The following is a 24,135-nucleotide window of genomic DNA, read 5'->3' as shown; positions in this document are numbered from 1 at the left end:
CCACGGCGTACTAATCTTTAACGCTCAGCCCTACTGAAGAGATTATTAACGCTCGTCCCTCATGTATAGGGTATTTTTTGGGGTAAAAGAGAAAAAGCAAGAGGTAAGGGAGAATTTTTGGCACTAAAAACCAAATTATTAATTGAACTGACCCATTATGACAAAAAATCCATTGTTAAAAAAGTTGACACTAATTTTATTGCCAAATATGTCAGAGCCGCCGAGTTTAGATAGCTAATCGTTTTGTTGGCTGGGTGCAGCTTGCATTTACACCCTACTATCAAAATAACTATTCAATTGGCCACATTTCTCATATCCAATAAAAATCAAAGTCCATCTATAAACTTCTCATTCCCGGGTGCTTTCGGGAAAGGATTTCATGATTGGCTTTACAACAGCAAGAAAATCTTGTTATTCAAGTGTAGTTTTTTATTTCATTTGTCGGTAACAATCTAGAATCTTCCAATGCTGCTGTCCGGTGTCCCGCATTTTTTAGATAGTCCAGATTTTGGGCAAATTTCATAAATTGTAAAACAGACTCGTGTTCAACCAACAAAACCGCATCCCATTTTTCCGAATCGGGTCCAATCAAATAGTTTTGGCTCCTTCCAAAATAGATAATTCGGCTTCCTGCTTTCTCTAATTCAGGTAAAGTACTGTCCATATACAACTGATAGGCTTCTTCTCCGCTGATTTCCTTGGAAGGTTTTAAATCTTCCAGGTTTGTATAGTCAGCTGTTATTCTGAATTTAAGTAAGTTCAGCATTACTATCTTTCCTTTGTTGTGGAAATTTTGATAGAAATTTTTTCCTGCTTCGGGACTTGCGTCAATGTATTTATTCATAATCTTATTCCATTTCCTAGGTTTTAAAAGAGAGAGGGTGATTGGCTCCGGTAAATGATAGCTCCCGGATAGCTTTCCCCCGAGTCACTTATTCTCGGGGTCAAGACCTCGGGATGTTTGATTTCAATAACTAAAAGACATCTGCAAGAAAGGGAATAATCGGAAGTTCCCAGCGCGCTGACGGGCTACTTCGCTAAATTTCTCCGCTGCATGCTGGCTCCTCGCTAGATTAGTACGCCTCGGCGCACTTATCTTTAACGTCAGCCCTACTAAAGAGATTTTAAACGCTCGCCCCTCATGTATAGGGTATTTAATAAGGAAATGACAGGAAATTGAGGTGGATTTGAGGGAGGAGAAGGTGGGAAGCGCTAGAAAGAATCGGGGAAGGCGGAGTTACCATGGTTACATCATTCGTGATGCGTATGCAACGAAAACCTAGTTGTTTACGGGAGGCGATTTACCTAAGATTTTCTAATCCAAATGTTGCAAGAGTGTCCGCTATTGGCAAAGTTTTTACTCCAAGTTTTGTCAAGCTATATTCAACTTTTGGTGGAATTTCCGGATACGCCTTTTTAGAAACGAATTTATGCTCCACCAACATGTTTAATTCTTGAATTAAAACCTTTTCGCTTATTCCGGGTATAGCCCTTTTCAGTTCTCCATACCTTATCACTCTTTCATTGATTTGAAATAGAATCAATAATGTCCATTTACCACCTAAAAGTTTCAAAGATCTTCTAACCGGACAATTTTCATCTGACTTTAAAATATTTTTTTGAATTTCTTTCATTTGATAATCAATATTTATAACCAATAGGTAAGTACCTTACTATAAGGTATGTACTTGTACAAAGGTAAGTTCACTTGTACTTTTGAACAAGTAACATCTATAGAAAATAAAACTTATGAGCAAAGCATTAGTAATAATAGACATTCAAAACGATTATTTTGAAAATGAGCTATGGAATTAGTAGGTTCTTTGCAAGCAAGTGAAAATGCGAAACTTGTTTTGTCAAAATTCAGAAATGAAAAGCTGCCAATCGTTCACGTAGAGCATCTTTCTGTAGCACCAGGTTCTTTGTTTTTTTTACCGGAAACTAAGGGACAGGAAATTCACGAAAATGTAAAACCACTAGCCGGAGAAAAAGTAATTACAAAATACTACCCAAACAGTTTCAGAGAGACAGAACTTTTAGATTACCTCAAATCTCAGAATATTACAGAGCTGGTATTTGCTGGTATGATGACACATATGTGCATAGATGCTACCGTAAGAGCAGCAAAAGACCTTGATTTTGAATGTACTGTAATTGGTGATGCCTGTGCTTCAAGAGATTTAGAAATTAACGGTAAATCGGTAAAAGCAGAAGATGCTCACAATGCATTTTTAAGTGCTTTATCTTTCTTTTACGCTGATGTGGAAAACACCAAAGACTTTCTTCATCACTGATTAAACAATAAATTAATAACAAATGATATGACAGCAATAGAAGTAGTAACTGCTTATTCAATAGCCCTATCTCAAGGTGACATTCCTACCGCATTTTCACATTTTAGTCCTGATGCAAAATGGCACCAACCCGGAAATCATCAGTTTGCCGGAACAAAAAAGGGGCTTGAAGCCATTGGCAAAATGCTTGATGATATGATGGGTGCAACACAAGGTTCATTGGTTATAAATCCGACAGGCGCTTTGATGTCTAATGGAAATTTAGTTTCCATCCCAGTTCATTTCAGTGGTAAAAATGGAGACAAAACAATTGATATGAATGGTGTCGATTTGTTTGAAGTTGTGGATGGAAAAATTGTCCAAGTTTGGCTATTCTCAGAAGACCAAGCTGCCGAAGACGAGTTTTGGAATTAAATCTTAGTCAAAAGTCTTAAAGTCAAGAGAGATTATTCTGTTCAGGGTAGTCTCTCCATGCTTACCGCTAACGTAAAGAGTTTTGAACGAACCCGTGGTTTGCTATGGGTCTTCTGTTTTGTTTTTTTGCTTTTCGGTCTTTTTTGCGCTCGGTTTTCGGATTGGGTGGAATTTGTAATTCAGCCCTTGTATCATTACCAATTTGCAATTGGTTTCTTAATCGGTTCTCATTTACAGGGGGCAGAAAAGTGAGGGGATTTGAGGTTTTTTGGTGGGTTTATGGGACCAAGTGGCTGTAGACCATTTTTTACGCGGTTGTCAGTATAAGCCACTATAGCCTTGACTTCATCTTGGGTGTGGAATGTTGCTTATAATTTTCGATGGATCTCATACTTAAACTGAACCACACGTAGATGCCACAGCGTCAAGGTCTGCTTTGCAAAAAGACTTCCTTCATGGCAGTAGACAGTCAATTCGTCGCAAAAAGAACTAATGTATTGAGACCAAAAATCCCCTTTTGAATCATTAAGCAGAAAATAAAACCCAGGATCACCAAACTTCTTCCCAGATGAGATAAGACGAAGTTCTCCACCCGCTCCTACACTAGGGGACATAACAACCGTCGCGTTTCCATTTGGCAAAGGAAAGACTGCTTTGATACAGGTTTTTCCTGAGGGCAGCTTACAAGTAGAATATACCCCAGAATACAACACTTGCCCAGTGGGTATAAATGTCCTATACCAAACGGTATATTTCACTTCGTTGGACATAGGATCTGAAAGCGTGATTATTTCACTACATATTTGTTGAGAACCTTGGGAGCTGTTTGTTGGAATATTCAATTGTCCGATCCGGTTGCTGAATAAGTAGTTTACTAGCTTTCCGAAAAGCCTAAATAAAGGATTCCACTTTGCAGAAAACTTCAGCGCATAAAGGGCAGTATTCTCGTAGAAATCAATGACCATCTGCGACAGACGAAGGGATTCTTCCTCAGGCAGATCCAGCTTATGCATAGAGGATATAAGACCTTGAGCAGAACTGTTTCTCTCTATACTTAGCCCCTCAGCTTCAGCCAAGTGATTAACAAAACCATCTCCAATGGTGCCTAGTTTGCCAAAAGGTCCCATCAACCAAGGAACTTGTTTCGGGTCAATTCTTTTGCCCCATAAGATCACCCATTGCTGGGTAAACCAATCCTGAAACTTTTGCATTGGATATGCCGACCTCATAGTGATTGATCAGTATGAAGATTTGGAATGATATGGGTCCGGCCGTCCCATTTACCGTATTCTGCGATTGGTTTGAACCGTAACGTTGTGAATTGAAAGTGAAAGTCTTTCCTATCTCTTTCTGCCATTGCTTCTGAATGACGTTTGGGCTGAGGAATAGCACTATGCCCCTGAACCATTTCCAGCATTTCCAGCTGCGATTTCCAAACTGAAAATGTGGAAACCGTCCGCGGAAGCCTTATTGCTGCCAATGCCATAGAAATCCCCGGATGGTCACGTACAAGCTTTTCAACAGGTCTGCCCCAGCTAATAAATCTAGGGACTTGAAAAAGTTTCATGCGAGCCAGCGTCACGGCAACCACCGGCGCATGTGGATCATCTAATTCACTAGTGTCTTGGGGAATTACAAAGCCATTGATTTTTCCCCATTGCCTTAAGAATAGTAATCGGGTATGCCATCCTTTGGCAAGAGTTTTTCCAAAATTATCCTTTTTCAAAAACTCATCAAGGAATGACTCATTTTCCCACTGAGCAAAAACTGCCAACTGTCTGATCAGCAATCGTGAAGTCGAGAAGACTCTAGAACCCAATGTCATAGATGTCATGCATTCCATGTGAATAAGCCCAGGAACATCGTCTGCTTTAGGTGGATTGGAGAGCGTCTTGAAAGCAGACATCACGGATACTTCTGCAAGGTGGAAAGTAAATATGCTCATGTTTAATTCCTAAAGGCCAGTTTCTAAATAGGTGAATTAGTTAATACCTTTTGAAATTACTGACATTCGTAGTCTTTCCAGCTAAAAGCTCTCTTCCTCTACCAGATTCCGCAAACTCTTTTACAATGCGATTGCGTTCTACGAGTAATTCAGCCATATATTTTTTGAGAAATAGTCTGTCAGCCAATAATCCCAAAATGCCCATTGGCGATTGGTATTCAAAAATATCGGTCATAACTATCACACCGTTAAAATCTACAAAATGATGCTCGTGCCTGAAACTTCTAAATGCTCCTGAAACCATCTCATCTGCAAAGTAAATTGGCTTATTGAATTCTGTGATTCTGGAGGTGAGCGTCTGATATACTCCAAAATGCCTAGCTCTCCAGGTTACACTTTCATTCAGACCTATTAATCCACTTGTTTTTCCTGCGATTGCTGTTTCATTGGTATGCTCCGTAGAGATCTTATGCAGGTCAATACTCCGAGATAGGTCAAATACTAGCTGTATATCTGCTTTTATTTCAGTTCTTAATTCTATTCTCGGCATTAGTTGCGGGGCTTCTCTAGGCTGCCCAGTTTCTCGAGTTTTTGGAATTGGGCTTGTATGTGTTTGTAGGCTTCGTGGTTTTGCATAGTGGAAAAATAGGCAAGTCAGGAGACATAAAAAAAGCGCTAATCTTACGATTGCGCTTTTAGAGTTTTAATCTGCTTTTTTCACTATATCTGAAGCAAGTAATCTTTGTATTTTTTTCATCCTCGAAGTTGAGCCATTTTACAAAACGGAAACCAACTTGCTTGTCTTTGCCAAGAGATTTTTTCACCAATTCAAGCATTTCATTTGCGTTCCTTACTAAAAGCAATTCAAAATTTATTGAATCCTTTTAAACAGGCAATGATTTTATACTTGCCAAAATCTTTTTAGCACTTTCAATTTTTTGTTTGAAAAGTTCCTTTCCCTTTAGAGATTCACCTATTTTTCGTAGTTCTCTTTTAGCTTTTACGCTACTTTTAACCACAATTACTTGAGAGTCGGCCTTTTTTTTCATGGTTCTGTTGAGTTTGAAAAGTGACTCAAAACTGATCACTTTTTTTTATAAATCAAAACGCTTTTATAAGAATTACCAGGTATATACTGTTCAAAATCAAGCCCTTTTGATTCGGACAGCCCAAAGAAAATGTATTCCTTGACCAATTCTTTAAAGTTTTTATCCAAGAAGTTACAATAGATTCTAATTCTCTGGTGCTTCTTCTTACAATTTCCATTACAGCTCTTATTGCATGTCATTCGACACTTGTCAGGAAAATCATCCCGACTATCACTTCCTTGAACGATCATAGCATCATCCGGGTTTTTGTCGAAGAAAAGCGGGATTGTAGACAAAACAGTATTGAGCACAATTCTGCCATCTCCCATATTAAATACTTCATCATCAATTACCTGACCAGTTTCAACATTAAAATCCCCAAAGCCTAAGTTGTAAACTTTTCTATTTCCTCTCGTCTCGATAAATGAATGTTCTACAATTTTGTAATTACCACTTGGTGTGGCAAAACCATAAAGGAAATGTTCTGGTTCCGAACCTAGATTACTTATTTCATAAGATTTATTTCTTGTCATTCATCTAGAAATTATAGAATTTTTACATCTATAACTAAATAACCTAAAAAAATGGGAATGTTCCCAAGTACATTCCGAATCACCCTACTCTCTGTTCCCTGTGCGATAATGAATTATTTTACCGATCATTTATTTATACTAGGTTCATCAGAGACTATTTCTAAAGCTAGAAACGCTATTTCAAAAACTTTGTATTTATGTGTCTTGCCAAGTTTTCTGGATTTGGCCATCGGTGTTTTTCTTCTGGAAGAATAATCTTCCTCCCCCTTAGATTAGCTAATTCATAATGATGTCCTCGATCTTCTACTACCTGCTCCGACACCAATACTCTATGCTCTTGATCTATTGAGACCATTACGAAAACTGGAAAATAGTAGGTGGTCGAGATTGCTGGTACAGGTGACTAAGGTGGATGGGCATATTCATCTGCCGATCAGCATGGTCTCAGTTACCGGATTACAAATCCTACGAGATCCCGTTCGACATTACAAATGTCGAACAGCGGTTTTTTTTCCGTTCTTTTGCCCCCGAAATAATCGGGACAGGCCTTGACGCAATGGGGATAGTGTTTTCCGAATCCTATAATACTTTTGTCGCTTTACTGGTAGAAAAGTGGATATACATAAAAAATATTTTCATAATCCGATTTTGTGTCTTGCAAAAATCAGCACCGCAATGATAATGATTGAAAAAATTGTTCCGACTGGCAAATACCAAAGAGTCAAAATACTAATAGCAAGTCCGTAAACGTAAGTCCATTCTTTATTTGTCCACAAGCCAAACAACCAAGTCAACCAAAGGATACCAAACAATATGAAAACCCAACCAAGTTTGAATACGTCAATGTTCAGTTTATAGAAGGGTTCTGCCCAAGGACCTGGTTTTTCAGGTCCGATATACTTTCCTTTCAATGTTACAAAGACACCGTCAAGTAGCATAAATCCACCATTCAAAAGTCCAAGTATTGTAATTAGTATTTTCATTTTATCGTCGGATTTGCTCGTTTCCAGATTCTTGTGGGCGAAACCAAGATTAGTAATCACTCTATAATTCCGATTATCAATATTCTTTCAATTGTTTTAGTCTATTAATCGCATTTTGGTTTTCAGGATTCAATTCCAATGACCTATTAAAGTTAGTTCTTGCATTTTCTAAATCCTTTTTGTTCAAATAAGCTTCAGCTAAACTGTCATATAAATTTGCCGATGTAGGATAAATGTGTACTGCCAATAAAAATACATTTATACCTTGTTCTGTTCTTTTAGGGTCAAATGACAATCTCAATCCTAGGGTATTTAACATACCTTCTTCTAGTTTTAGGTTTGGATGTATTGCCAATGTTTTTTTGTACAGCGGGATTAAATCCCGATAATCTTGATGCAATGCTAAATCAATGAAATCCTTATAATCAAATTCTGGCACAAGTGATTTCTTCATTTTTTTTGAAATTATACTTTTTGAAAAATGATTTTTATCAGGGCTATTTTCAATGAATTTCTTCGCATTCTCTTCGTTTTTCAAAGTAAAATTTAAAAACTGTAAGGTATGTTCAGATAGTTGTCTGTAAGAAGCCATTATTTTATCGTCACTTTTATCTTGCCGTTTATCCCTATTGCTAAACAAAACACCGTAAGAACTGAAATAAGAATGGGTTAGGTCGTGAAATTTGTAGCTATATACATTACTGTATTTTAAAGAATCGTAGAGTTGAAACTTATGATTTAATTCTGCTGGGATTTTATCTTCTTCTAAAACAACTTCTGGTATATCCTTTTGCGCAAAATGGGCGTATGGAATATTCAATTTGTTTAGGTCAAAATAGGCTGATTTTTCCATTACATCATACCTATATCTTTCAGTCCCATCCAAACTTACTAAAGATTTAATATTCTGGTTTTTCATTACGGTAATAGCATTTGATAGCCCACCAAAACTAAACCCCATTAATGCAACTTTATCCGAATCTATATTCTTGTATTTATGAATTTCTTTTAACAGGAATTCCACATCTCTAGATTGTGTTTCCATATCTTTTGTAGTTCCACCTTCTAACCATCTTGTATTTGTACCTCTAGAAGGACTAGATACCACTACAAAACCATTACTCGCTAAATATTCGAATAATGCAAAATTTTCAATTGATGAGGCTTGATAACTTGGGGCATAAATTACAACAGGGAATTTCCCTTCTAAAAAAGTAGAATTAGAAAAAGCAGTTGCTTTTTCAGAAAGATGTGCTTGGTTTTCAGGTGTATTCCATAAGTAAGGAAACCAATCTAATAAAAACTCATTTGGTAAGTTTTCCCATTCTTCCTCTTCTTTTAAAACCTCTAAATATTCTAAAACAGTTAATTGCTTACTCTCACTATTTTTTATAGCAGCTGGATACCAAATACTAATAGGAATTGGTCTGTGGATGAATTGATTATTAAACTCATTTTTAATTTGATAGGTTCTTGTACTGTCGATAGTTGTATAGTGTTTGAATCCTACCTTATAGTCTCCATTAGTCAGGTTAATTTTTTCTAATGAAGTCTGCCCATTTATTGAACCTATTTGAAAAAATATAAAAATTACTAAAGCTATTGTTCGCATTATTTTGGAAGTAAATATTCAGTTCTAAGATTGAGTAATTCAATGATTGTTACAGTTTTCAGCTTTCCACTAACGCTTGGCACCTACCCGAAGGTGGCGATTTCGAAGTGCTTCACTGTCAATATACCACAAACTTTAATAGATGCACGACTTGTCCCGCCTTTGCGGGAAAGCTTATGTTGGGGTTGATTTACCCATTATTTAGATCCTAGTTCGATTCAAATTCATAGAGAATAACCAGTCATTTACCCGTCACCTTTCTTTTCAGAATCTTCCATAAGTTTTCCCGTTTTTCTAATACAGGCACCTTATCTCCCAATAAGTATGCATAAGCTTTATACTTATCTGATTTCTCAAGAGTCATCTTCAAAATCCCTAATAGCGGAATAAAAAGAACCATGCCGGACACTCCCCAAATCCATCCTCCTACTAAGATTGCCAATAAGACAACCAAAGCGTTAAGCTTCACTTCTGCTCCTACTATTATAGGGGTAATTATATTGTTTTCAAGCAATTGAACTCCCCATAAGACCCCCAGTGTGAGGATTGGAAAAAAAATAGAATCTGTGGTCAGAAAAACATACAACACGGTAAAAAAGGAACTGAAAACGACTCCAACATAGGGAATAAGATTAAGCACCGCAATAAATAAGGCAAATAGCACAAAATACTGGACATCAATAATGTAAAAAAAACATCCAACCAGTATTGCCACGATCACAGTCACCTTCAAAAGTCCAGTCAGATAGGCTTGTATCATAAGGGCGGTATCCTCTGCCCACGTAAAAAAGAATGCTTGGTTTTTTGTTGTATTGAGTCTGTTGAGGAATTCCCAGAAGAAATCTTTGTAATAAATCAACAGAAAAATATACAAGGGTATAATACCAATCAATGCCAGGGCTTTACCTGTTTGGACCAACAGCCCATTGAAATTATCGGGGTTGATCAGTGTCCCCAAGCTATCAACTGCCCCTTTATAACTCATCCCAAATCCGAACTGATTGTTTATATAGCCTAAATATTGGTCTAAACGATCCTTTAAGGAAGAGCTTATCTCGGGCACATCTTTTAGTAAACCGGCCATTTGTTTACTGAACAGATATATAATTCCAGAAGCAAGAATAAGTACCAAAGCAATGCTGAGTAAAATAGCTATTCCTCGGGGCAAACGTTTATTTTCAAGCCAACTGACAATTGGATTTAAAGCAAATGCAAAAAAAACTCCCCACAATAATGGAACGAGCAAAAATGCTCCTTCACGAAGAATAATTACGCCTAAAACTACGCAAATCAAACTTTGGGACACTTGCTGTATCTTTGAACTTTCCATCGAAAAAGATTTTTAAAGTAAAATCAAACGGAGTTTGATGCTTTTATCCTACTAACACGGTTTGATTCTGAATTTCTAAGATAACCAACTCAAATTATATAACCGGGACTTTATTGCAGACCTCCCAGCTAACTTCAAATAAATAATCAGGTTGCTTGACCGACGGTTTTTCCATTTTCGGAATATCAGAAGTGGTCTGATACAATGCATAACATCCAAGCCATAGGAATGCAACTTAACTATGGATTTACAGTCCTATTGATTAAAACTAATGGTCTAAAGCAAGTTTTTATGACTCAAGTAGATCCACATAATGTTTAAATAAGGAGAAATAGCGGTCAAAAACTTTTAGGAATTGGACTTTAGCTGTGTCATCGCTGGCTTGAGCCAATCTCAACCCATAAATTTTAGCACGGATATTTGCTCTTAAACATTTAAAATAAACATAAAGCTTGTCATCCTCAGGTGTCAGGAAAACGTTGATGCTTTTTTTATAGGTATTTTCTAATAATTGTGAGAGATCCTTTCGTCCCCAACTCTCCATATCCATACTTAAAAATGCAATATCATATAAGACATCAATTTGCCTATACTCATCGTTAAATTCTATGCAATCAAAAATTACAGGCGGATTTTCTAGAAATACATTCCCGCAATGGAGATCCCCGTGAAGATCCCTTTTATACCCTTGTTCTATCCTCCGCTGAAAATACTCCTGGTTTTTTTCCAAAAAAGAATCACTCACTCGTATGGCCTGACGTATTGCACTTTTTAATTCCCCACACTTATATCCTTTCTCTTCCAGCTCCTCAATCGTTAAAATATCATTGAAAATAGTTTTGACTTTGGTCAGCTCAAATGGATCTAATATACGTTCCGCTTTTAGATGAAACCGGGAGATGTTCTTAGCCAATTCCGTTACAGCTACCTGATCAACCTTATCAGAATCCATCATCAGGTCCATTCTTTTATGCTCATCCATTTTTCTCATAACCACAGTGAAGTCAATTGGCTCCACTCCTCTTCCTCCGATCACCCACTTTCCATCTTCAAAAAATATAGGTTCCGTACTTAGGTAGATATCCGAAAATCGGCTATTTAATGTGACTTCCCGCTTGCAAAAAAATTGTCTTTGATCGCTGGTTGAAAAATCCAAAAAAGAAAACTTTACAGGTTTTTTTATTTTAAACGCATACTTTTCTGAAAGTATTATCCAAGAAATATGAGTCTCAATCAATTCTCCTTTTACCGGACAATCTTTATAATAACCTTTTTCATTAAGAGACCTTATTTCATCAGGTGTCATCACCTATTTTTAAGTAATTTACAGCCTTATGTATCATTGAGTCAATATTAGAGTCAGTAGACATGAGATGGAGAAATGGATGTAGCACGGGATCAAAATCTTTCTTCAACTGTAGATAAGTTGCGTAATCAGCTTCACTATACTTCCGTGGATTCTTCATCCTTAACTTTATTAAAGTATCAGTTGATTCGATCCAAATAACGGCAATTTGAATAGTGAGTTTTGTAGCCAACCTATAAAAAATATTTCTGAAAGTATCCAGATAAAAAGTGGCATCTACTATTACTGACTTTCCATTTTCCAGTAATACCTCTGCTTGATTACACATTTCATCATACACCAACATCTTATCCCCATCTGTATATTTACCTTCCAAATGCATGCTTTTGCGCACAATATCACTTTGCAGATGGACAGCTGAAATCTCCCTTGCAAGCCTAGCTGCAAAATAACTTTTCCCAGAACCTGGTAGACCCATTACTAGTATCATGGAATTCATATCAATCTTGTTTTCACATAGCTAAACTATTAATTATTATTGTTAATTAATATGATGTGAAGTTTTTGTTTACGATGATAATAATCATCAATTCATACTGATCTATATTATATGATGTTTTTTATTTATTTGACTATTTCAACTATATGATAACATCTGAAAATAAAGTTTCTTTAAAAGAATCATTGCTGGAACAATGTCTTTTAAAACAACAGTCATTACTAAATGACTTTACTTAGCGAATTGAAGAATTGAAAGAGCTCTACGATCAAGACTTTTCCACTCGTAGCAGAAATTCCAACGTTACGCTTTCAGAAATAAATTTAATTGAGGAAGAATTGGAATTCGCAAAAGAAGAAATGCGTGTACTTAACTATATAAAATCCAATCTGAAAAAACTCCATAAAACTCCTGAATTAGGAGCAGTGGTTGTGACCGATAAAGCATCTTTTTTTATTTCAGTAAGCATTGAGGAGTTTATGGTCGGAGAAAATCGTTATTTCGGAATTTCCACTCAAAGCCCAATCTTTAAAGCGATGCGTGGTAAATCTAGATTTGAAACATTTACCTATGGGAGTACGGACTACTTAATAAAGGAAATCTTTTGATTTAAGCCAATCATCTCCAAGTACCTGCTTGCCCCTAATCATATTCATAGAATAAGTGTGTCGATTGGATTAGTTTTATAAAGGATAATTATCTTATCTGTCAATGACATATATCATTCCTCCAAGAAGAAGGTCATCCTAATTTTAAGAAACTGGATCCAGGTTAATGTTCAGTGCGGATTATAGGCAATAAATGCCAAATGTTGAGCATGCCTCATAGCCTATTCCCCTTACTTTTCTAATAAAACAAAAACTAAAATTTCTTTAGTATGAAAGCAGATAGAGAACTTCAAAAAGATGTGATGGATGAGTTGAGTTGGGATCCTGAACTAATTGACATTGCTCCTCAAATAGGAGTAACAACAAAAAATGGAATGGTAACACTTTCTGGTGAAGTGGATTCTTACAGCAAAAAAATAGCTGCTGAAAAAGCTGCTCAGCGAGTTCATGGCGTTAATGTGGTTGCTGTGGACCTTGATATTAAAGTGTTCCCCCAGTTTTACAAAACCGACATTGAAATTGCTGAAATCATCAACAAAGCCATTCGATGGAACTCAGTCGTACAAAATGAAGAGATAGAAGTTTTGGTAGAAAACGGCTGGGTCACCTTAAGCGGAGCTGTTTCCTGGCACTTTGAAAGGAGAGCTGTTGAAAACGCAGTGAAAAAAATTACCGGGATAAAAGGAATTATAAATAACATACAACTTAATCCGGTAGAGTTGGAATCCAGAGCTATACATGATAAGATTGCAGCGGCTTTTCATAGAAGCGCAGCAATTGATTCCTCTTCTGTCCATGTGCGAATAATCAAAAACAATGTGATTTTAATTGGTACAGTTCGATCATGGGCAGAGAAGAAAGAAGCTGAAAAAGCTGCCTGGTCCTCCCCAGGCGTCACTTCAGTAGAAAATCGATTGAAGGTAGAATTCGCACCTCAATTGGTATAAAATTAAAGGGCGGGATGGACAAGCTCCCGCCATTTTCTATTTCTTTTTCCTAAAAGGAAATCAGGGGAAATGAATGTGTAACAATAAGGCAAATTGCTTCCTGTTTCCCTTTTTCATTTAGTTTCTATTAAGGGGCTATGGTTAGCGCTTAATCTGTAACAATGACAATTCGGCCATTTCCCATTTGACTTTACGGCCATAAATAGCATCCAATTCACCATACCCTACCAAGTGGTACATTATTCCGGCTTCAACATCACATTTATCTACATTCCGCTCATTGAAAACCAAGAAGTCATCCAGCGCATAGACCTTAAACATATACCTATGTGCTTCAGATTCAGAACAAGGTCCCACATAAGAAAATTTATTAAAACTGTTTAAACCTAGTTCTCCCTTTTTCTCATCTTCGTTAATCCTGTTTTTCACTGGTATATTATATAGCAACCAAAGCATAGAATCTTTATCATCCACAGACCTATCTTTTAACATCACCACGAGGGATTTAGCTTTGATAGGTAAATTCTCAATATCCAGGGGTGGATTGATATTCATTCCATGACAGGTATACCTGGCAGGGATCAGCCCTCCACGGGCAAACTTCTCACTGGAAATAACTAAGGTTGCTCTGCTCATTAGTAAATGGATTACTTACTTAATAAATTTAATCAAGTACCCAATAATTTATAATGATTTTCATCATTAACAATTAAGATTATAACTATACTAATTGATACATTCAGTAAGTGTTGACCAAACGATATCCTGATTCACTCACAATATAAGATAATTTTTTAAGTATTCATGAGTATTATAAACACCTATCTCTAACTAATTCCCAAACTCACAAGCAGGATCAAATTATATAACTAGTAACTAGATCAAACACTTTCACCATATTTGTAATCCGATGACCTGTGATGGCTTGCTAACACCGCTTATTACAGCAAGATTTCTATAGAGTAGTATATCACTATTTAATCTAAATAAGGAAAGGAAATAATCGTTAAAAAATTAAGAGTGCTCAGTTGATAAAATCTTCTTTTATCACCAGCAATGGCAAATCTGGATGGTAAACCATCTGTGCAGTATCACTTTTTGAAAAAAACTTCTCAAGCAACGTCTTATGAGATGATAACATTACTAGCATTGCTTCAGGATGTTCATCCTGGAATTGCTTAAGACCTTCCTGCACAGTGCTTGAAAATCGGCTAGTAAGCCCAAACGATGTTCCAGGATAGGTCTCTTCAAGGACTTTGATATGCTGTACTTTAAAATCATCTAGTTCATCACTATCGGCGGAATTGAAATGCAAGATCTCATAAGGAAGTCCCCATTCCTTGGTTAATTTCAATATTTCTCCGATATACTTAGGCGCAGCTTCAGCATATTCCATAGTGATAACGATTTTCTCCAATTTATTATAACTTGATTCAAAAGGGACGAGTAGTACAGGAATAGCTGTTTCCTTAAAAATTTCACTTGCATTTGAACCCATCAAAACTTTTTTGATTCCCGTAGCTCCTTTTGTCCCCATTACAATAATATCTATTTCATCTAGGATCAGCATGCTTTCAATAGCACTTCCCAAATTATCCTCAACTGTACTATAACTACCTCTGATCCCTTGGCTCTCTAATTCTTTTACATATTTTCTCATTAAACCTTTAGCCCGTCTAACAACCGCTATTGCTGACTCTTCAGCCACAGAAGCAAAATTATAAACTGGAGGTGCTGCGTATAAAAAAATGATCTTTCCCTCAGTTAATTTTGCTACTGCGGATGCAAATTCTTTTGCATTTTCAGCTTCCTTACTAAAATCCATAGGAACGAGTATGTTCATAATTTATCTTTTTTTGGTGCCGGAACCTCTTCAAATCAGCACTTCCAAATTAGGCACTTGCTAAGGGTATATTTATGATTTTGATCATCACATCTTACAATTATTGTCATTTTAGCAAGTTTATGGAACAATTAAATTTATACTTAAGCTATTGTTAATAATCAACACTACCCATAGTTTTTATTTTAATAATATAAATATATTATCAAGGATTGTCAAACGCGGTAGCTACCATAGGAATTAATCATCAAGACTGCTATCATTTTCAAACCTGAAAAAACCTTTGAATCTGCAATTAATTTGTCCCTAGTTTTGAAACGAGAATAATTATGTTAGGTAAATTAAGTAACGATCAAATTACTAATGTTTTCTACAGCCAGACTATTGGACGTATTGGATGCATAGAAGAGGGAAGACCCTATATAGTCCCAATTTCTTACGCCTTTGACAATGGCTATATTATGGTCACTCCATGGAAGGACTAAAAATTAAAATCATGCGAAATAATCCCAGAGTGTGCTTTCAGGTGGATTCTATAGAGAATATGACCAATTGGAGAAGTGTCATTGCTTGGGGAGAATTTGAAGAAATGAAAAATGAAGATGAATACGAGTTTGGGATGAAAATACTCAAAAACCGATTGGCTCCATTTGCCACTCGTCCCTTATCTCACTAACTCCCTTAAAATAATTGTATGATTGTAAAATATATGTAGATTTTGTCATTTAGAATTAAGCTGACTTCAAGCACTTGATTAGTATTTAATAATTGCTTTTTATAAGACTAAACTAGTGAAGGTACAATGCTGGTTGCGTAATTGTCTCAGCTTAAGACTAATCTATTTGGACAGTGCTGGTAATAATACTTGCAATGGACGTTTTGGAGATATATGCAAAGCATCGATATGTCCCATTTTGAAGTGATCCGAACTTATAAAATGCACATGAACCTTACTATCCCTATGAGTATATACTCCCATCCCATTAGGTGAGTAGAAACCAAAGATTTCTCCTGATATGTTTACAACATCATACTTATAGCTATTAACACCTTCCTTGTAACCCGGTATATCTAAAGACCGTGGAGCTACCACGTGAATAGTAAGACTGTCTATGTCGCCCTTAATTCGAAATGGAAAGGGTTTTGAAAGGTCATACCCTTGTTCATCGGCCAATTTCTCAATGGCCGCTTGTAAATTTGCCAGATTGGCAATAGCAGAACTCATCTCAAAAGTTTGCCACATAGCAACGTAAGCATACACAAAAAAAGGAGCTTCCGCATAACTGTCTATTTTTACTTTGAGTTGTGAGTTTTCATCTGCAAAAGCGATAAATGGCTGCCCATCTATAACAGTTATTTCTCCCTGCATTTTCCCATAAGGACCTAATCCATAAAGATGTGGTCTTTGTAACAAACTGTCAATCAAAACATTGGACTCAAAGCCATTTTGACTCATTTCGCTCATCGAACCGCTATGCATAACCTGAGCTTCTACCTTGAAAAAGATAAGCAGCATTACTATCGTAATCATTAATTTCATAATCTGTATTTTTTGATAATTGCCAATTGCCCTGCATGATACGTTGTATGGGATACAATTCTCCCAAAAGCTTCCGCCTTGGTCTTTGTACCAAATTCTTTTGTGCTTATCAAGGTTTCCCAACCTTCATCTGTTTGTTTTTGGATGATGGTTTTGAGTTTTCCAAATGACTCAACAACATAGTTTTTCAGCGCTTCCAAATCTGTCCATTCGCCGGTATCTCTTTTTTCAATAACTGTTTTGGCTGTTACCTTAATCGAACTATCACCAAATACATCCCCAATTGACTGGTAGGTGATGTTGCAACGGCTTTTTTGTCAAAATAACATGTAAAAGTTATAATTTGTAGTCTATCCAGCTTCACTACTATTCGACTGAACAAGCGGTTGGAATCCTCCATAAACCATCCGACTGGCATCAAAAATCAATTTTGTAGATTTGGTCAATGGGGTAACCAATTCTATCATTCTTGGGTCATTGGGAACTTGTTTGTTTGCTAAATCACGAGTCTCTCTCGAAGGAAACAAAACCCATCCAAATACAATTACTTCATCTTCTTTCAAATCCACTACTTCAATGAAAGAACGTGTGCCTTCCAATTTCAAACCTTCTCCGACATACTCAAAGTAAGCAAGCGCACCATATTCTTTCCAAATTTCAGCTACTTTTTCAGCCACACTCTTGTATTCGTTCAGGTGAATTCGTGGAACTGGATGTACAAATCCGTCTATGTAATTTGCCATATCATCATTTATTTTTATTTAATTTTTGATAGTTTTTCAGCTGTGCACAACGAAAGGATGGGTGACAGCCATAGCCCCTAACATAAAACTTATCTCATCTTTTTATATAAGAAGAACAATTTCTCACAGATAGGCTAGATTTCCTCCACGATCCAATAAATAAGACCGATAGGTTGCAATGGCCTTATTTAGAACATTACCCGTATGGAAACTGTTTCTGTACTAATTTGCCACTGATGATTTTTACATCCGATAAGATTTCAGTCTATTCCAACAATTTTACTCCTACGTTCCATTAGAATAGTATCCCGCCAAACACCTTTCATTTGCCCTATTCTTTCCCTAAATCCGACTTTTCTAAATCCTGTCCTTTCGTGAATTACAATACTTGCTTTGTTTTCAGGAAAAATCCCTGCCTGCAGTGTCCAGAATCCTTTTTGTTCACTTTCAGCCACCAATTTTTCCAGTAGTTTGGTTCCGATATTTTGGCCCTTAGCATTATTAGAGATGTAGATGCTTACCTCCGCAACCCCTCCGTAAACACATCGTGAAGAAACAGGAGACAAGGCAGCCCATCCTACAATAAGGCCGTCCATTTCAGCTACTAATCTACAATCTTGTGAATGCCCTGTATCCCACTCACTCCAGCTGGGCACCTCTGATGCAAATGTGGCGTTTCCCGTATCAAGTCCCTGCCTGTAAATCTCAGAAACTTGTTCCCAATCTTCTTCCGTTAGGTTTCGAAATAGTATTTTATCCACTTGAGTTTTACAATTATAAAATTTATAAAGCTTCTGGAATTTGCTTCTAGACAATCTTCCCAGCTAACTCCATTTTTCTAAACTACATGGAGGAAATCCATAGTCATGCAATATAAATGCAGATTCAATCACTTAGTATCAATCCCGCCACAAAAAAAAGTTCTAGTCATATATTGAGTTTTTAAGGACATTTCAGTGTCCTACCAGTCTAGGATAGACCATACTGAAAAACACAGCTTTACGAAAAAAGCCCTGCTACTATTGGCAGGGCGTTTCTTGAGGCTACCTTCGCTAAAAGGTGCATACTTTTCATTGATTTCGGGAGATTAGAGGTTTTTAAGGTTGCGCCACTTTTTCTTCTACCCGATTAAGCATTTCCTCCATCAACACCTCTGCGGCAACTTTACCTTTTTGTTCTACAAAAGCCCTATCGGTGTTGTCTCCGATTTCATAGACCAGCGACTCCGCCCCAAAAGCTGTATAGAAGTAGTTTCTGGAAACGGTGGTCGGAACCATTTTATCACTGGAACTAACATTGGGAACATAGCCACTAATTTCGGTCTGAATACCATCAAGCCAGCTATATACCAATCCAGGCATATTACCTTCAAGCGTCGAATCAATAGTATAATAGATATCATCCCAAGTGGAGTGAAAGTCAATTCCAAAATTGAATTCCCCTGATGTTTCCTTCACCTTGCGATGCATAAAGTCCCTGACATTGCGGGTTTCCGGTTGATTGAAATCACTCCAGTCCCGGTTAAGATCTATCCCCGATGAATTATGCCTCCAGTGCCCATTATCCACACCATCAGGATTCATTAGAGGAACTACAAACACTTTGAATTTATCCCTGAATTCCTGTGCCAGCTCCGTGTCTCCGGTAACAGTTTCAACAAAGGTTCTCATTGCCAAATATCCGGTGACCTCAGGTGGATGTTGCCTACAGATAACCATCACCAAATTAGTGGCTTGTGCCGAACCTATTTCCAGTGCTGCCATTTCCCTGTTTTCCACACTCCTGCCTATGGACTCCCTGGTTACATATGGAAGGTTGGTCAACGAATCCATCCATTCATTTACCAATCCAGAGGAGTAGATCTCCTGCCCTGCAACCCACAATGTATCCGGTCCCACATCCAGCTTCATCACCACGGCGTTTGGCCTGCCATTTTCTTCGATTCCCAAATATTCAGTCGATACGTTACCCGAATCAAGAACACTCCAAGCCCTGCCATCCTTACTGATTTTGGGGTGGTATCGGTGCCTTGCACTCCCGCCATAGGTCAATCGGACATAAACGGACTGCTTACTGGGTGCCCATAACTTGAATGCGTACCAAGGGCTCATATTTACAGGAGTGTTCTCCGGATTGATGAGTCCCACCAGCGTGGAGTCATTGGCGGCGAACATGCCGTTTAGTCTCGCTCCATCAAAGTCATTGGTGACTGACACGACACTATTCCCAAATTCAAATACCCCCTTCCACTGTCGCTCCACCGGCCTTGACTCTGTATTGACCGGGTTTACGGGTCCTTGGCCTCGGAATGTAGAATTCTGCCCGTTGGAAGACCATGCGATCAAGCACATCAATCCCATGACCCAATATCTCTTTAGATTACTTTCCATATTTCTCCTTGTATTTAGTATACATGTGTTGTTGCTTGTTGTCCAGATTCAGACGCCTCCCCTGTACAAATGCCATATCAATCTTATTGGTAGTGATATCCAACACATCTCCTTCTGAGACAATTAAAGTAGCATGTTTACCAACTTCCAGTGTACCCACTAAATCTCCCACTCCGAGAATATCGGCAGGGTTGGAAGTAACTAGTTTCAGAGCTTCTTCCTTATCCATTCCCTGGGAAACGGCGACTCCCGCAAAAAACGGAAGGTTTCTCGCTTCGGTAATGCTGCCTGAATGGCTCAGGGCCACCTTCACTCCGGCTTCCGCCAACAAAAAAGGAAGCTTATACCGAAGATCGTAGTCCTCATCAGTTCCTGATGGAAGACTTAGTGTAGGAGGCACAATTACAGGGATATTCTCTTTTGCCAGAAAATCACGGACCGCCAGAGCTCCCTCAGCCGATATGATTACCAGTTTCTCAATACCCAACTCCCTGAAAAATTCAATACTTTCCAGAATTCCTTTCGGCTCGTCTACTTCAATAAAGAGCGACTGCTCACCATTTAGTACCGCCTGCATAGCTTCAAGCTTTAGGTTTGAAGTCTTTTCTATACGCTCTCCATAGCCGGCTGCATCAATAAACAAAGTTCTGATTTCAGAAACCTCCTTACGATATTCGGAGTTATCCGTCAGTCTTATTGAGCCCGTGCCTCTGTCGAATTGCCTTCTTTTCATGGCAGGCCAGCTCAAATACATTGCACCCCGTTTTAACATGGAATCCTTCCAGTTCCAGCCGTCCAAAGCCATCACTGAGGAGCTGCCGGAAATCACCCCTCCACCCGGAGCTGCTTCAACAATCAAGATCCCATTGTAACGCAGTGTTGGGATTATCTCCGAATCACTGGTAAAAGCATAAGAAGTAGTCAGATTTGGATTGAATTTCCCATGCTCAGTATGATCGTAGGTAGCTTTAAACGCACTGATCTCACTTAAGCCGATAATGGAATTGGGAAGGATAAGTCCGGGATATATATGCTTCCCCGCAACAGAGATTTCTTCCAATTCTTCTCCATATTGATTCGGTTCTACTTCCCCAATGGCGACTATTTGTCCATCTACGAAGAGAATATCACCTGATTCTATCACTGATCCATTTCCCAAATGAAGGATACCGCCTTTCAACAACACAGGATGTTTTTGTGTTTCTCCCGGCACAGGTGTCCATTGAGCAAAACCGGTCTGGGGCAAAAATGATAGTAGACATCCCCATACGAAAATTCGAGTCAGGTATTTTATATCCATGATATAGCTTGTTTCCATGATTTCTTTAGTGGTTTTCTTCAAAATATTCCTCCATACCGGTAAAGTCACATTCCGCCTCAAACGGCAGATTGGAACTGTATTGAACGGTGGCAACTCCCTGATTTTTTAAATTTCCCATTTTAGTGATGAGACGGTTCCGCTCTAAGCGGATTTCCTCTCTTAGGACTTGATCTCTTTCCAAATCGAAATAAATCCCGCCTTCAATCAGGGTTTTTTCAGCCTTTGAGTAAACGGACAAAGGATGGCCTGACCACAGCACCAGGTCAGCAGACTTACCTACCTTGATAGATCCCATTGAATCGTCCAGATGTAATAATTTAGCAGGATTTAGTGTGACCAACTTAAGAGCTTCCTGTTCATCCATCCCACCGTATCTGACCGACTTCGCCGCTTCCTGATTCAAATGCCGCATCAATTCTCCGCTGTCGGAATTGACTGCCGTGACCACGCCCTGACCGTGCATCAGCACCGTGTTGTAAGGGATAGCCGTCCGGGCTTCCCATTTGAAATTCCAACGGTCAGAAAATGTAGCTCCGCCAGCGCCGTGTACCTTTAATTCGTCTGCAATTTTGTATCCCTCCAGCGCATGGGTAAATGTGTTTACCGTAAAGCCAAATCTATCCGCAACATCCATAAGCATCAGCATCTCCGACTGCACATAGGCATGGCAGGTAATGAACATGTCGCCTTTCAGCACATCAAGCATCGCCTGATTGACAAGATCGATTCTCGGCTTTATTCCACTTCCATTTTTAGCATTGCTTTGATAGCGCGTCCATTCTTTTTCGTATTCTCTGGCCTGAGTAAAGGCATCAGTGTACACCTGCTCCATTCCCATCATAGTTTTGGGAAAACGGATGGATGGATCACTCTTGGAGCGTTTGGGATTTTCACCCAATGCAAACTTGATAAACCTTGGCGCTGAGGGGATTATTAAATCAGCTGCCGTTTGACCCCATTTGAGTTTTACCAATGCTGACTGTCCACCAATTGCATTAGCCGATCCATGAAGCAACTGCGCAACCACAACCCCACCTGCCAAAGCTCTGTAAATCTGGACATCTTCTGAATTGATCACATCCTCCATTCTTACCATAGAAGTGTTGATCGCCATTTCATTGATGGATTTCAGTGCGATATGGGAATGTTCATCAATAATGCCGGCTGTGAGATGCTTTCCGGTACCATCAATGATTTTTACTCCCTTCACCGATAATCCCTTACCAATTCGGACAATTTTACCACTTTGGATCAATACATCGGTTTCAGATAAAATGCCCTCCTGCTCACTGGTCCACACAGTTGCTCCTTTGATCAAAAGGTCTTCCGGCTTGACCTGCTCACTTGTCCCGTAGGCAGTAAAAGGATAGATCATTTTGGGAGAGTCATCAATTTTATCCACAGTATACCGAACCGTTCCCCGATCGGGCTTTGAAGTGACCCTATAGGATTCTCCCTGAACCCATACTTCTTCAATGGATCCGGACTGTTCAAAAATATCTCCGGAAGCAACAATTAAATTTGCGAACTTTCCTGCATCCACCCCACCCAATACATCTTCCAATCCGAAAAATTCAGCAGGAATAGATGTCAGCGCCGCAAGCGCCGTTTCTTTGCTAAGACCTGCAGCGACTGCCTTTTTTACGTTGTCCAAAAATTCACCTCTGTTTTCCAGTCCATCGGATGTAAAGGCAAACTTCACCCCTGCCTTAGCCAAGAAGGCAGCATTCATTGGAGCCATCTCCCAATGCTTCAGATCCTGGAGCGAGATTGCAGCATTAAACAGGGTATCGGAGACATCAAATGGCTTGGGGAAATTCAAAGGGATCACCATTTTTCTTTTCATTCCGGCAATCTCCCCAACCCGCTGATATTCGTCGCCAGAACCTTTGATAATAAAATCCAGCCCCAGTTCGGTACCTACTCTATCCACCGTCTGAGCCATCATCCAGTCGCTGCTTTCGAATATCTTAGGTAGAGACTTCTGGCTGTTAATTGCCTCCAGTCCAAGATCTGTAAAAGGTTTCTGATCAAACTGCCCATACCATTCTGCATCGTACATAGTCTGTCTGACCAGTGAAAGTGCTCCCATCGGTGTATTGGGATAGTCTTGCAGAGAACTTCCCTTATCCATGGAAAAATATACCGCGCCTTCACTTTTCACCACGACTTCGTTTTCACTGGATTCCCCCAAATTCACGACCACAGAAGTTCCCCTTACAACTCCATCAGGAAGAAATGCCGAAACGGAAGCAAAACCTTGACGCCGCAAGTCTTCAGCAATCTTGGAATCGATTCGAAAATCTCTTACTGCCTGATAATCTGCCCGTATTGCATCATTTGCATTATACGCCCCACTTCTTGCAGGATCAATCTGCTCACGTTTGATCACTGGGTTAGAACGGGGTGGGAATTTTACCGGAGGCAATCCATACTGAGAATAGGGATCGATAAACGCAGGGTACACATATTTGCCTTTTAGACCAATCTGCCGGTACCCTTTGGGAATGTTGATAACAGAGCCGACTTGTTCGATCAGCTTGCCTTTGACAAGGATAATAGCATTTTCTATCTTTTTTGATCCGGTAATGACAGTTGCGTTCACTAACGCATACGTCTGTCCCCGCTCATCAGCCACGCCGTTTCTGGCAAAGGTGGTCTGGGCTCTTACGGCTGAGATCCCTGTAGACACCAGAAATAGCACCATCAGGATTTTATAATAGCATTTCATAGTTGAGT

28 protein-coding genes are annotated in these 24,135 nt (G+C 38.7%); 7 read left to right on the top strand and 21 right to left on the bottom strand.

The annotated features are described in order from the left end of the window. Window positions 1-415: 415 nt before the first annotated feature. Entirely contained in the window at window positions 416-844 is a 429-nt protein-coding gene (locus tag SYJ56_RS19180) for a DUF1330 domain-containing protein (RefSeq protein ID WP_323836970.1), read from the bottom strand. Between the two features lie 457 nt (window positions 845-1,301). Continuing rightward, the gene (locus SYJ56_RS19175) at window positions 1,302-1,634 is read right to left on the bottom strand and encodes a winged helix-turn-helix transcriptional regulator (RefSeq protein ID WP_323836968.1); all 333 of its coding nucleotides are present in this window, start codon (window positions 1,632-1,634) and stop codon (window positions 1,302-1,304) included. A 171-nt stretch (window positions 1,635-1,805) separates the two neighbouring features. Here SYJ56_RS19175 and SYJ56_RS19170 point away from each other — a divergent pair, with 171 nt between their 5' ends. Together SYJ56_RS19170 and SYJ56_RS19165 are read left to right on the top strand one after the other, a co-directional pair. After that, window positions 1,806-2,294: a cysteine hydrolase family protein gene (locus SYJ56_RS19170; RefSeq protein ID WP_323836966.1), complete on the top strand. Its 489-nt coding sequence runs from the start codon at window positions 1,806-1,808 to the stop codon at window positions 2,292-2,294. 27 nt (window positions 2,295-2,321) lie between these two features. After that, window positions 2,322-2,708: a nuclear transport factor 2 family protein gene (locus SYJ56_RS19165; RefSeq protein WP_323836964.1), complete on the top strand. Its 387-nt coding sequence runs from the start codon at window positions 2,322-2,324 to the stop codon at window positions 2,706-2,708. Between the two features lie 368 nt (window positions 2,709-3,076). On the opposite strand, the gene SYJ56_RS19160 is transcribed toward SYJ56_RS19165, so the two are convergent. From SYJ56_RS19160 to SYJ56_RS19140, 5 genes are all read right to left on the bottom strand, one after another. Then, window positions 3,077-3,919 (bottom strand): hypothetical protein, encoded by an 843-nt coding sequence (locus SYJ56_RS19160; protein WP_323836962.1) that lies wholly within the window; start codon window positions 3,917-3,919, stop codon window positions 3,077-3,079. A 14-nt stretch (window positions 3,920-3,933) separates the two neighbouring features. Then, window positions 3,934-4,653 carry a hypothetical protein gene (locus tag SYJ56_RS19155; protein WP_323836960.1) on the bottom strand — a complete coding sequence of 240 codons (720 nt, stop codon included), beginning with the start codon at window positions 4,651-4,653 and terminating at the stop codon, window positions 3,934-3,936. A 40-nt stretch (window positions 4,654-4,693) separates the two neighbouring features. Then, window positions 4,694-5,203 carry an SRPBCC family protein gene (locus tag SYJ56_RS19150; RefSeq protein ID WP_323836958.1) on the bottom strand — a complete coding sequence of 170 codons (510 nt, stop codon included), beginning with the start codon at window positions 5,201-5,203 and terminating at the stop codon, window positions 4,694-4,696. A 334-nt stretch (window positions 5,204-5,537) separates the two neighbouring features. Further along, window positions 5,538-5,702, bottom strand: coding sequence for a hypothetical protein (locus SYJ56_RS19145; RefSeq protein WP_323836956.1), 165 nt, complete (start codon window positions 5,700-5,702; stop codon window positions 5,538-5,540). 35 nt (window positions 5,703-5,737) lie between these two features. Continuing rightward, a complete protein-coding gene (locus tag SYJ56_RS19140) occupies window positions 5,738-6,274 on the bottom strand; it encodes a DUF6934 family protein (RefSeq protein ID WP_323836954.1) in 537 nt (178 codons plus the stop codon). A 57-nt stretch (window positions 6,275-6,331) separates the two neighbouring features. On the opposite strand from SYJ56_RS19140, the gene SYJ56_RS19135 reads away from it, so the two are divergent. After that, the gene (locus tag SYJ56_RS19135) at window positions 6,332-6,529 is read left to right on the top strand and encodes a hypothetical protein (RefSeq protein ID WP_323836952.1); all 198 of its coding nucleotides are present in this window, start codon (window positions 6,332-6,334) and stop codon (window positions 6,527-6,529) included. Window positions 6,530-6,909: 380 nt separating this feature from the next. Here the strand turns inward: SYJ56_RS19135 and SYJ56_RS19130 are convergent, their stop codons facing one another. From SYJ56_RS19130 to SYJ56_RS19110, 5 genes are all read right to left on the bottom strand, one after another. Continuing rightward, a complete protein-coding gene (locus SYJ56_RS19130) occupies window positions 6,910-7,257 on the bottom strand; it encodes a DUF7144 family membrane protein (protein WP_323836950.1) in 348 nt (115 codons plus the stop codon). Window positions 7,258-7,333: 76 nt separating this feature from the next. Further along, window positions 7,334-8,869 (bottom strand): prolyl oligopeptidase family serine peptidase, encoded by a 1,536-nt coding sequence (locus SYJ56_RS19125; RefSeq protein ID WP_323836948.1) that lies wholly within the window; start codon window positions 8,867-8,869, stop codon window positions 7,334-7,336. Between the two features lie 241 nt (window positions 8,870-9,110). Continuing rightward, window positions 9,111-10,199, bottom strand: coding sequence for an AI-2E family transporter (locus tag SYJ56_RS19120; protein WP_323836946.1), 1,089 nt, complete (start codon window positions 10,197-10,199; stop codon window positions 9,111-9,113). Between the two features lie 289 nt (window positions 10,200-10,488). Further along, window positions 10,489-11,505, bottom strand: coding sequence for a hypothetical protein (locus SYJ56_RS19115; protein ID WP_323836944.1), 1,017 nt, complete (start codon window positions 11,503-11,505; stop codon window positions 10,489-10,491). Beyond that, the gene (locus SYJ56_RS19110; RefSeq protein WP_323836942.1) at window positions 11,495-12,004 is read right to left on the bottom strand and encodes a P-loop nucleotide/nucleoside kinase family protein; all 510 of its coding nucleotides are present in this window, start codon (window positions 12,002-12,004) and stop codon (window positions 11,495-11,497) included. The genes SYJ56_RS19115 and SYJ56_RS19110 overlap by 11 nt, the downstream gene beginning before the upstream one ends. Before the next feature lie 251 nt (window positions 12,005-12,255). Between SYJ56_RS19110 and SYJ56_RS19105 the strand changes: the two genes are divergently transcribed. Next, window positions 12,256-12,612, top strand: a complete 357-nt coding sequence (locus SYJ56_RS19105) for a hypothetical protein (protein ID WP_323836940.1) — start codon at window positions 12,256-12,258, stop codon at window positions 12,610-12,612. 269 nt (window positions 12,613-12,881) lie between these two features. After that, window positions 12,882-13,559, top strand: a complete 678-nt coding sequence (locus tag SYJ56_RS19100) for a BON domain-containing protein (protein WP_323836938.1) — start codon at window positions 12,882-12,884, stop codon at window positions 13,557-13,559. 141 nt (window positions 13,560-13,700) lie between these two features. Here SYJ56_RS19100 and SYJ56_RS19095 read toward each other — a convergent pair whose 3' ends face one another. Then, on the bottom strand, window positions 13,701-14,195 hold the full coding sequence (locus SYJ56_RS19095; protein WP_323836936.1) for a YbhB/YbcL family Raf kinase inhibitor-like protein: 495 nt from the start codon (window positions 14,193-14,195) through the stop codon (window positions 13,701-13,703). A 388-nt stretch (window positions 14,196-14,583) separates the two neighbouring features. After that, window positions 14,584-15,402 carry a universal stress protein gene (locus tag SYJ56_RS19090; protein ID WP_323836934.1) on the bottom strand — a complete coding sequence of 273 codons (819 nt, stop codon included), beginning with the start codon at window positions 15,400-15,402 and terminating at the stop codon, window positions 14,584-14,586. A 329-nt stretch (window positions 15,403-15,731) separates the two neighbouring features. On the opposite strand from SYJ56_RS19090, the gene SYJ56_RS19085 reads away from it, so the two are divergent. Next, window positions 15,732-15,887: a pyridoxamine 5'-phosphate oxidase family protein gene (locus tag SYJ56_RS19085; RefSeq protein ID WP_323836931.1), complete on the top strand. Its 156-nt coding sequence runs from the start codon at window positions 15,732-15,734 to the stop codon at window positions 15,885-15,887. Between the two features lie 11 nt (window positions 15,888-15,898). Beyond that, window positions 15,899-16,078: a pyridoxamine 5'-phosphate oxidase family protein gene (locus tag SYJ56_RS19080; protein WP_323836929.1), complete on the top strand. Its 180-nt coding sequence runs from the start codon at window positions 15,899-15,901 to the stop codon at window positions 16,076-16,078. Window positions 16,079-16,240: 162 nt separating this feature from the next. Here the strand turns inward: SYJ56_RS19080 and SYJ56_RS19075 are convergent, their stop codons facing one another. The 7 genes from SYJ56_RS19075 to SYJ56_RS19045 form a co-directional block, all read right to left on the bottom strand. Then, entirely contained in the window at window positions 16,241-16,942 is a 702-nt protein-coding gene (locus SYJ56_RS19075) for an acetolactate decarboxylase (protein WP_323836927.1), read from the bottom strand. Then, window positions 16,939-17,175: a DinB family protein gene (locus SYJ56_RS19070; RefSeq protein ID WP_323837046.1), complete on the bottom strand. Its 237-nt coding sequence runs from the start codon at window positions 17,173-17,175 to the stop codon at window positions 16,939-16,941. The genes SYJ56_RS19075 and SYJ56_RS19070 overlap by 4 nt, the downstream gene beginning before the upstream one ends. A gap of 117 nt (window positions 17,176-17,292) precedes the next feature. Then, window positions 17,293-17,685, bottom strand: coding sequence for a DUF1428 domain-containing protein (locus SYJ56_RS19065; protein WP_323836925.1), 393 nt, complete (start codon window positions 17,683-17,685; stop codon window positions 17,293-17,295). A 260-nt stretch (window positions 17,686-17,945) separates the two neighbouring features. After that, window positions 17,946-18,446, bottom strand: a complete 501-nt coding sequence (locus tag SYJ56_RS19060; protein ID WP_323836923.1) for a GNAT family N-acetyltransferase — start codon at window positions 18,444-18,446, stop codon at window positions 17,946-17,948. 336 nt (window positions 18,447-18,782) lie between these two features. After that, on the bottom strand, window positions 18,783-20,075 hold the full coding sequence (locus tag SYJ56_RS19055) for a M14 family metallopeptidase (RefSeq protein WP_323836922.1): 1,293 nt from the start codon (window positions 20,073-20,075) through the stop codon (window positions 18,783-18,785). After that, window positions 20,065-21,393: an amidohydrolase family protein gene (locus SYJ56_RS19050; protein WP_323836921.1), complete on the bottom strand. Its 1,329-nt coding sequence runs from the start codon at window positions 21,391-21,393 to the stop codon at window positions 20,065-20,067. Before SYJ56_RS19050 ends, SYJ56_RS19055 begins: the two co-directional genes overlap by 11 nt. Window positions 21,394-21,400: 7 nt before the next feature. Further along, window positions 21,401-24,127: an amidohydrolase family protein gene (locus tag SYJ56_RS19045; protein WP_323836920.1), complete on the bottom strand. Its 2,727-nt coding sequence runs from the start codon at window positions 24,125-24,127 to the stop codon at window positions 21,401-21,403. Window positions 24,128-24,135 lie beyond the last annotated feature (8 nt).

It is taken from the genome of Algoriphagus aurantiacus (genome assembly GCF_035156405.1).
Classification (GTDB): domain Bacteria; phylum Bacteroidota; class Bacteroidia; order Cytophagales; family Cyclobacteriaceae; genus Algoriphagus; species Algoriphagus aurantiacus.
This window is presented reverse-complemented; position numbering and strand designations above follow the sequence as displayed.

Excerpts from the sequence above, each read along its gene's own strand:
- SYJ56_RS19180 (WP_323836970.1), bottom strand. The coding sequence starts at position 844 with ATGAATAAATACATTGACGCAAGTCCCGAAGCAGGAAAAAATTTCTAT.
- SYJ56_RS19175 (WP_323836968.1), bottom strand. The coding sequence starts at position 1,634 with ATGAAAGAAATTCAAAAAAATATTTTAAAGTCAGATGAAAATTGTCCG.
- SYJ56_RS19170 (WP_323836966.1), top strand. The coding sequence starts at position 1,806 with ATGGAATTAGTAGGTTCTTTGCAAGCAAGTGAAAATGCGAAACTTGTT.
- SYJ56_RS19165 (WP_323836964.1), top strand. The coding sequence starts at position 2,322 with ATGACAGCAATAGAAGTAGTAACTGCTTATTCAATAGCCCTATCTCAA.
- SYJ56_RS19160 (WP_323836962.1), bottom strand. The coding sequence starts at position 3,919 with ATGCAAAAGTTTCAGGATTGGTTTACCCAGCAATGGGTGATCTTATGG.
- SYJ56_RS19155 (WP_323836960.1), bottom strand. The coding sequence starts at position 4,653 with ATGAGCATATTTACTTTCCACCTTGCAGAAGTATCCGTGATGTCTGCT.
- SYJ56_RS19150 (WP_323836958.1), bottom strand. The coding sequence starts at position 5,203 with ATGCCGAGAATAGAATTAAGAACTGAAATAAAAGCAGATATACAGCTA.
- SYJ56_RS19145 (WP_323836956.1), bottom strand. The coding sequence starts at position 5,702 with ATGAAAAAAAAGGCCGACTCTCAAGTAATTGTGGTTAAAAGTAGCGTA.
- SYJ56_RS19140 (WP_323836954.1), bottom strand. The coding sequence starts at position 6,274 with ATGACAAGAAATAAATCTTATGAAATAAGTAATCTAGGTTCGGAACCA.
- SYJ56_RS19135 (WP_323836952.1), top strand. The coding sequence starts at position 6,332 with ATGTTCCCAAGTACATTCCGAATCACCCTACTCTCTGTTCCCTGTGCG.
- SYJ56_RS19130 (WP_323836950.1), bottom strand. The coding sequence starts at position 7,257 with ATGAAAATACTAATTACAATACTTGGACTTTTGAATGGTGGATTTATG.
- SYJ56_RS19125 (WP_323836948.1), bottom strand. The coding sequence starts at position 8,869 with ATGCGAACAATAGCTTTAGTAATTTTTATATTTTTTCAAATAGGTTCA.
- SYJ56_RS19120 (WP_323836946.1), bottom strand. The coding sequence starts at position 10,199 with ATGGAAAGTTCAAAGATACAGCAAGTGTCCCAAAGTTTGATTTGCGTA.
- SYJ56_RS19115 (WP_323836944.1), bottom strand. The coding sequence starts at position 11,505 with ATGACACCTGATGAAATAAGGTCTCTTAATGAAAAAGGTTATTATAAA.
- SYJ56_RS19110 (WP_323836942.1), bottom strand. The coding sequence starts at position 12,004 with ATGAATTCCATGATACTAGTAATGGGTCTACCAGGTTCTGGGAAAAGT.
- SYJ56_RS19100 (WP_323836938.1), top strand. The coding sequence starts at position 12,882 with ATGAAAGCAGATAGAGAACTTCAAAAAGATGTGATGGATGAGTTGAGT.
- SYJ56_RS19095 (WP_323836936.1), bottom strand. The coding sequence starts at position 14,195 with ATGAGCAGAGCAACCTTAGTTATTTCCAGTGAGAAGTTTGCCCGTGGA.
- SYJ56_RS19090 (WP_323836934.1), bottom strand. The coding sequence starts at position 15,402 with ATGAACATACTCGTTCCTATGGATTTTAGTAAGGAAGCTGAAAATGCA.
- SYJ56_RS19085 (WP_323836931.1), top strand. The coding sequence starts at position 15,732 with ATGTTAGGTAAATTAAGTAACGATCAAATTACTAATGTTTTCTACAGC.
- SYJ56_RS19080 (WP_323836929.1), top strand. The coding sequence starts at position 15,899 with ATGCGAAATAATCCCAGAGTGTGCTTTCAGGTGGATTCTATAGAGAAT.
- SYJ56_RS19075 (WP_323836927.1), bottom strand. The coding sequence starts at position 16,942 with ATGAAATTAATGATTACGATAGTAATGCTGCTTATCTTTTTCAAGGTA.
- SYJ56_RS19065 (WP_323836925.1), bottom strand. The coding sequence starts at position 17,685 with ATGGCAAATTACATAGACGGATTTGTACATCCAGTTCCACGAATTCAC.
- SYJ56_RS19055 (WP_323836922.1), bottom strand. The coding sequence starts at position 20,075 with ATGGAAAGTAATCTAAAGAGATATTGGGTCATGGGATTGATGTGCTTG.
- SYJ56_RS19050 (WP_323836921.1), bottom strand. The coding sequence starts at position 21,393 with ATGGAAACAAGCTATATCATGGATATAAAATACCTGACTCGAATTTTC.
- SYJ56_RS19045 (WP_323836920.1), bottom strand. The coding sequence starts at position 24,127 with ATGAAATGCTATTATAAAATCCTGATGGTGCTATTTCTGGTGTCTACA.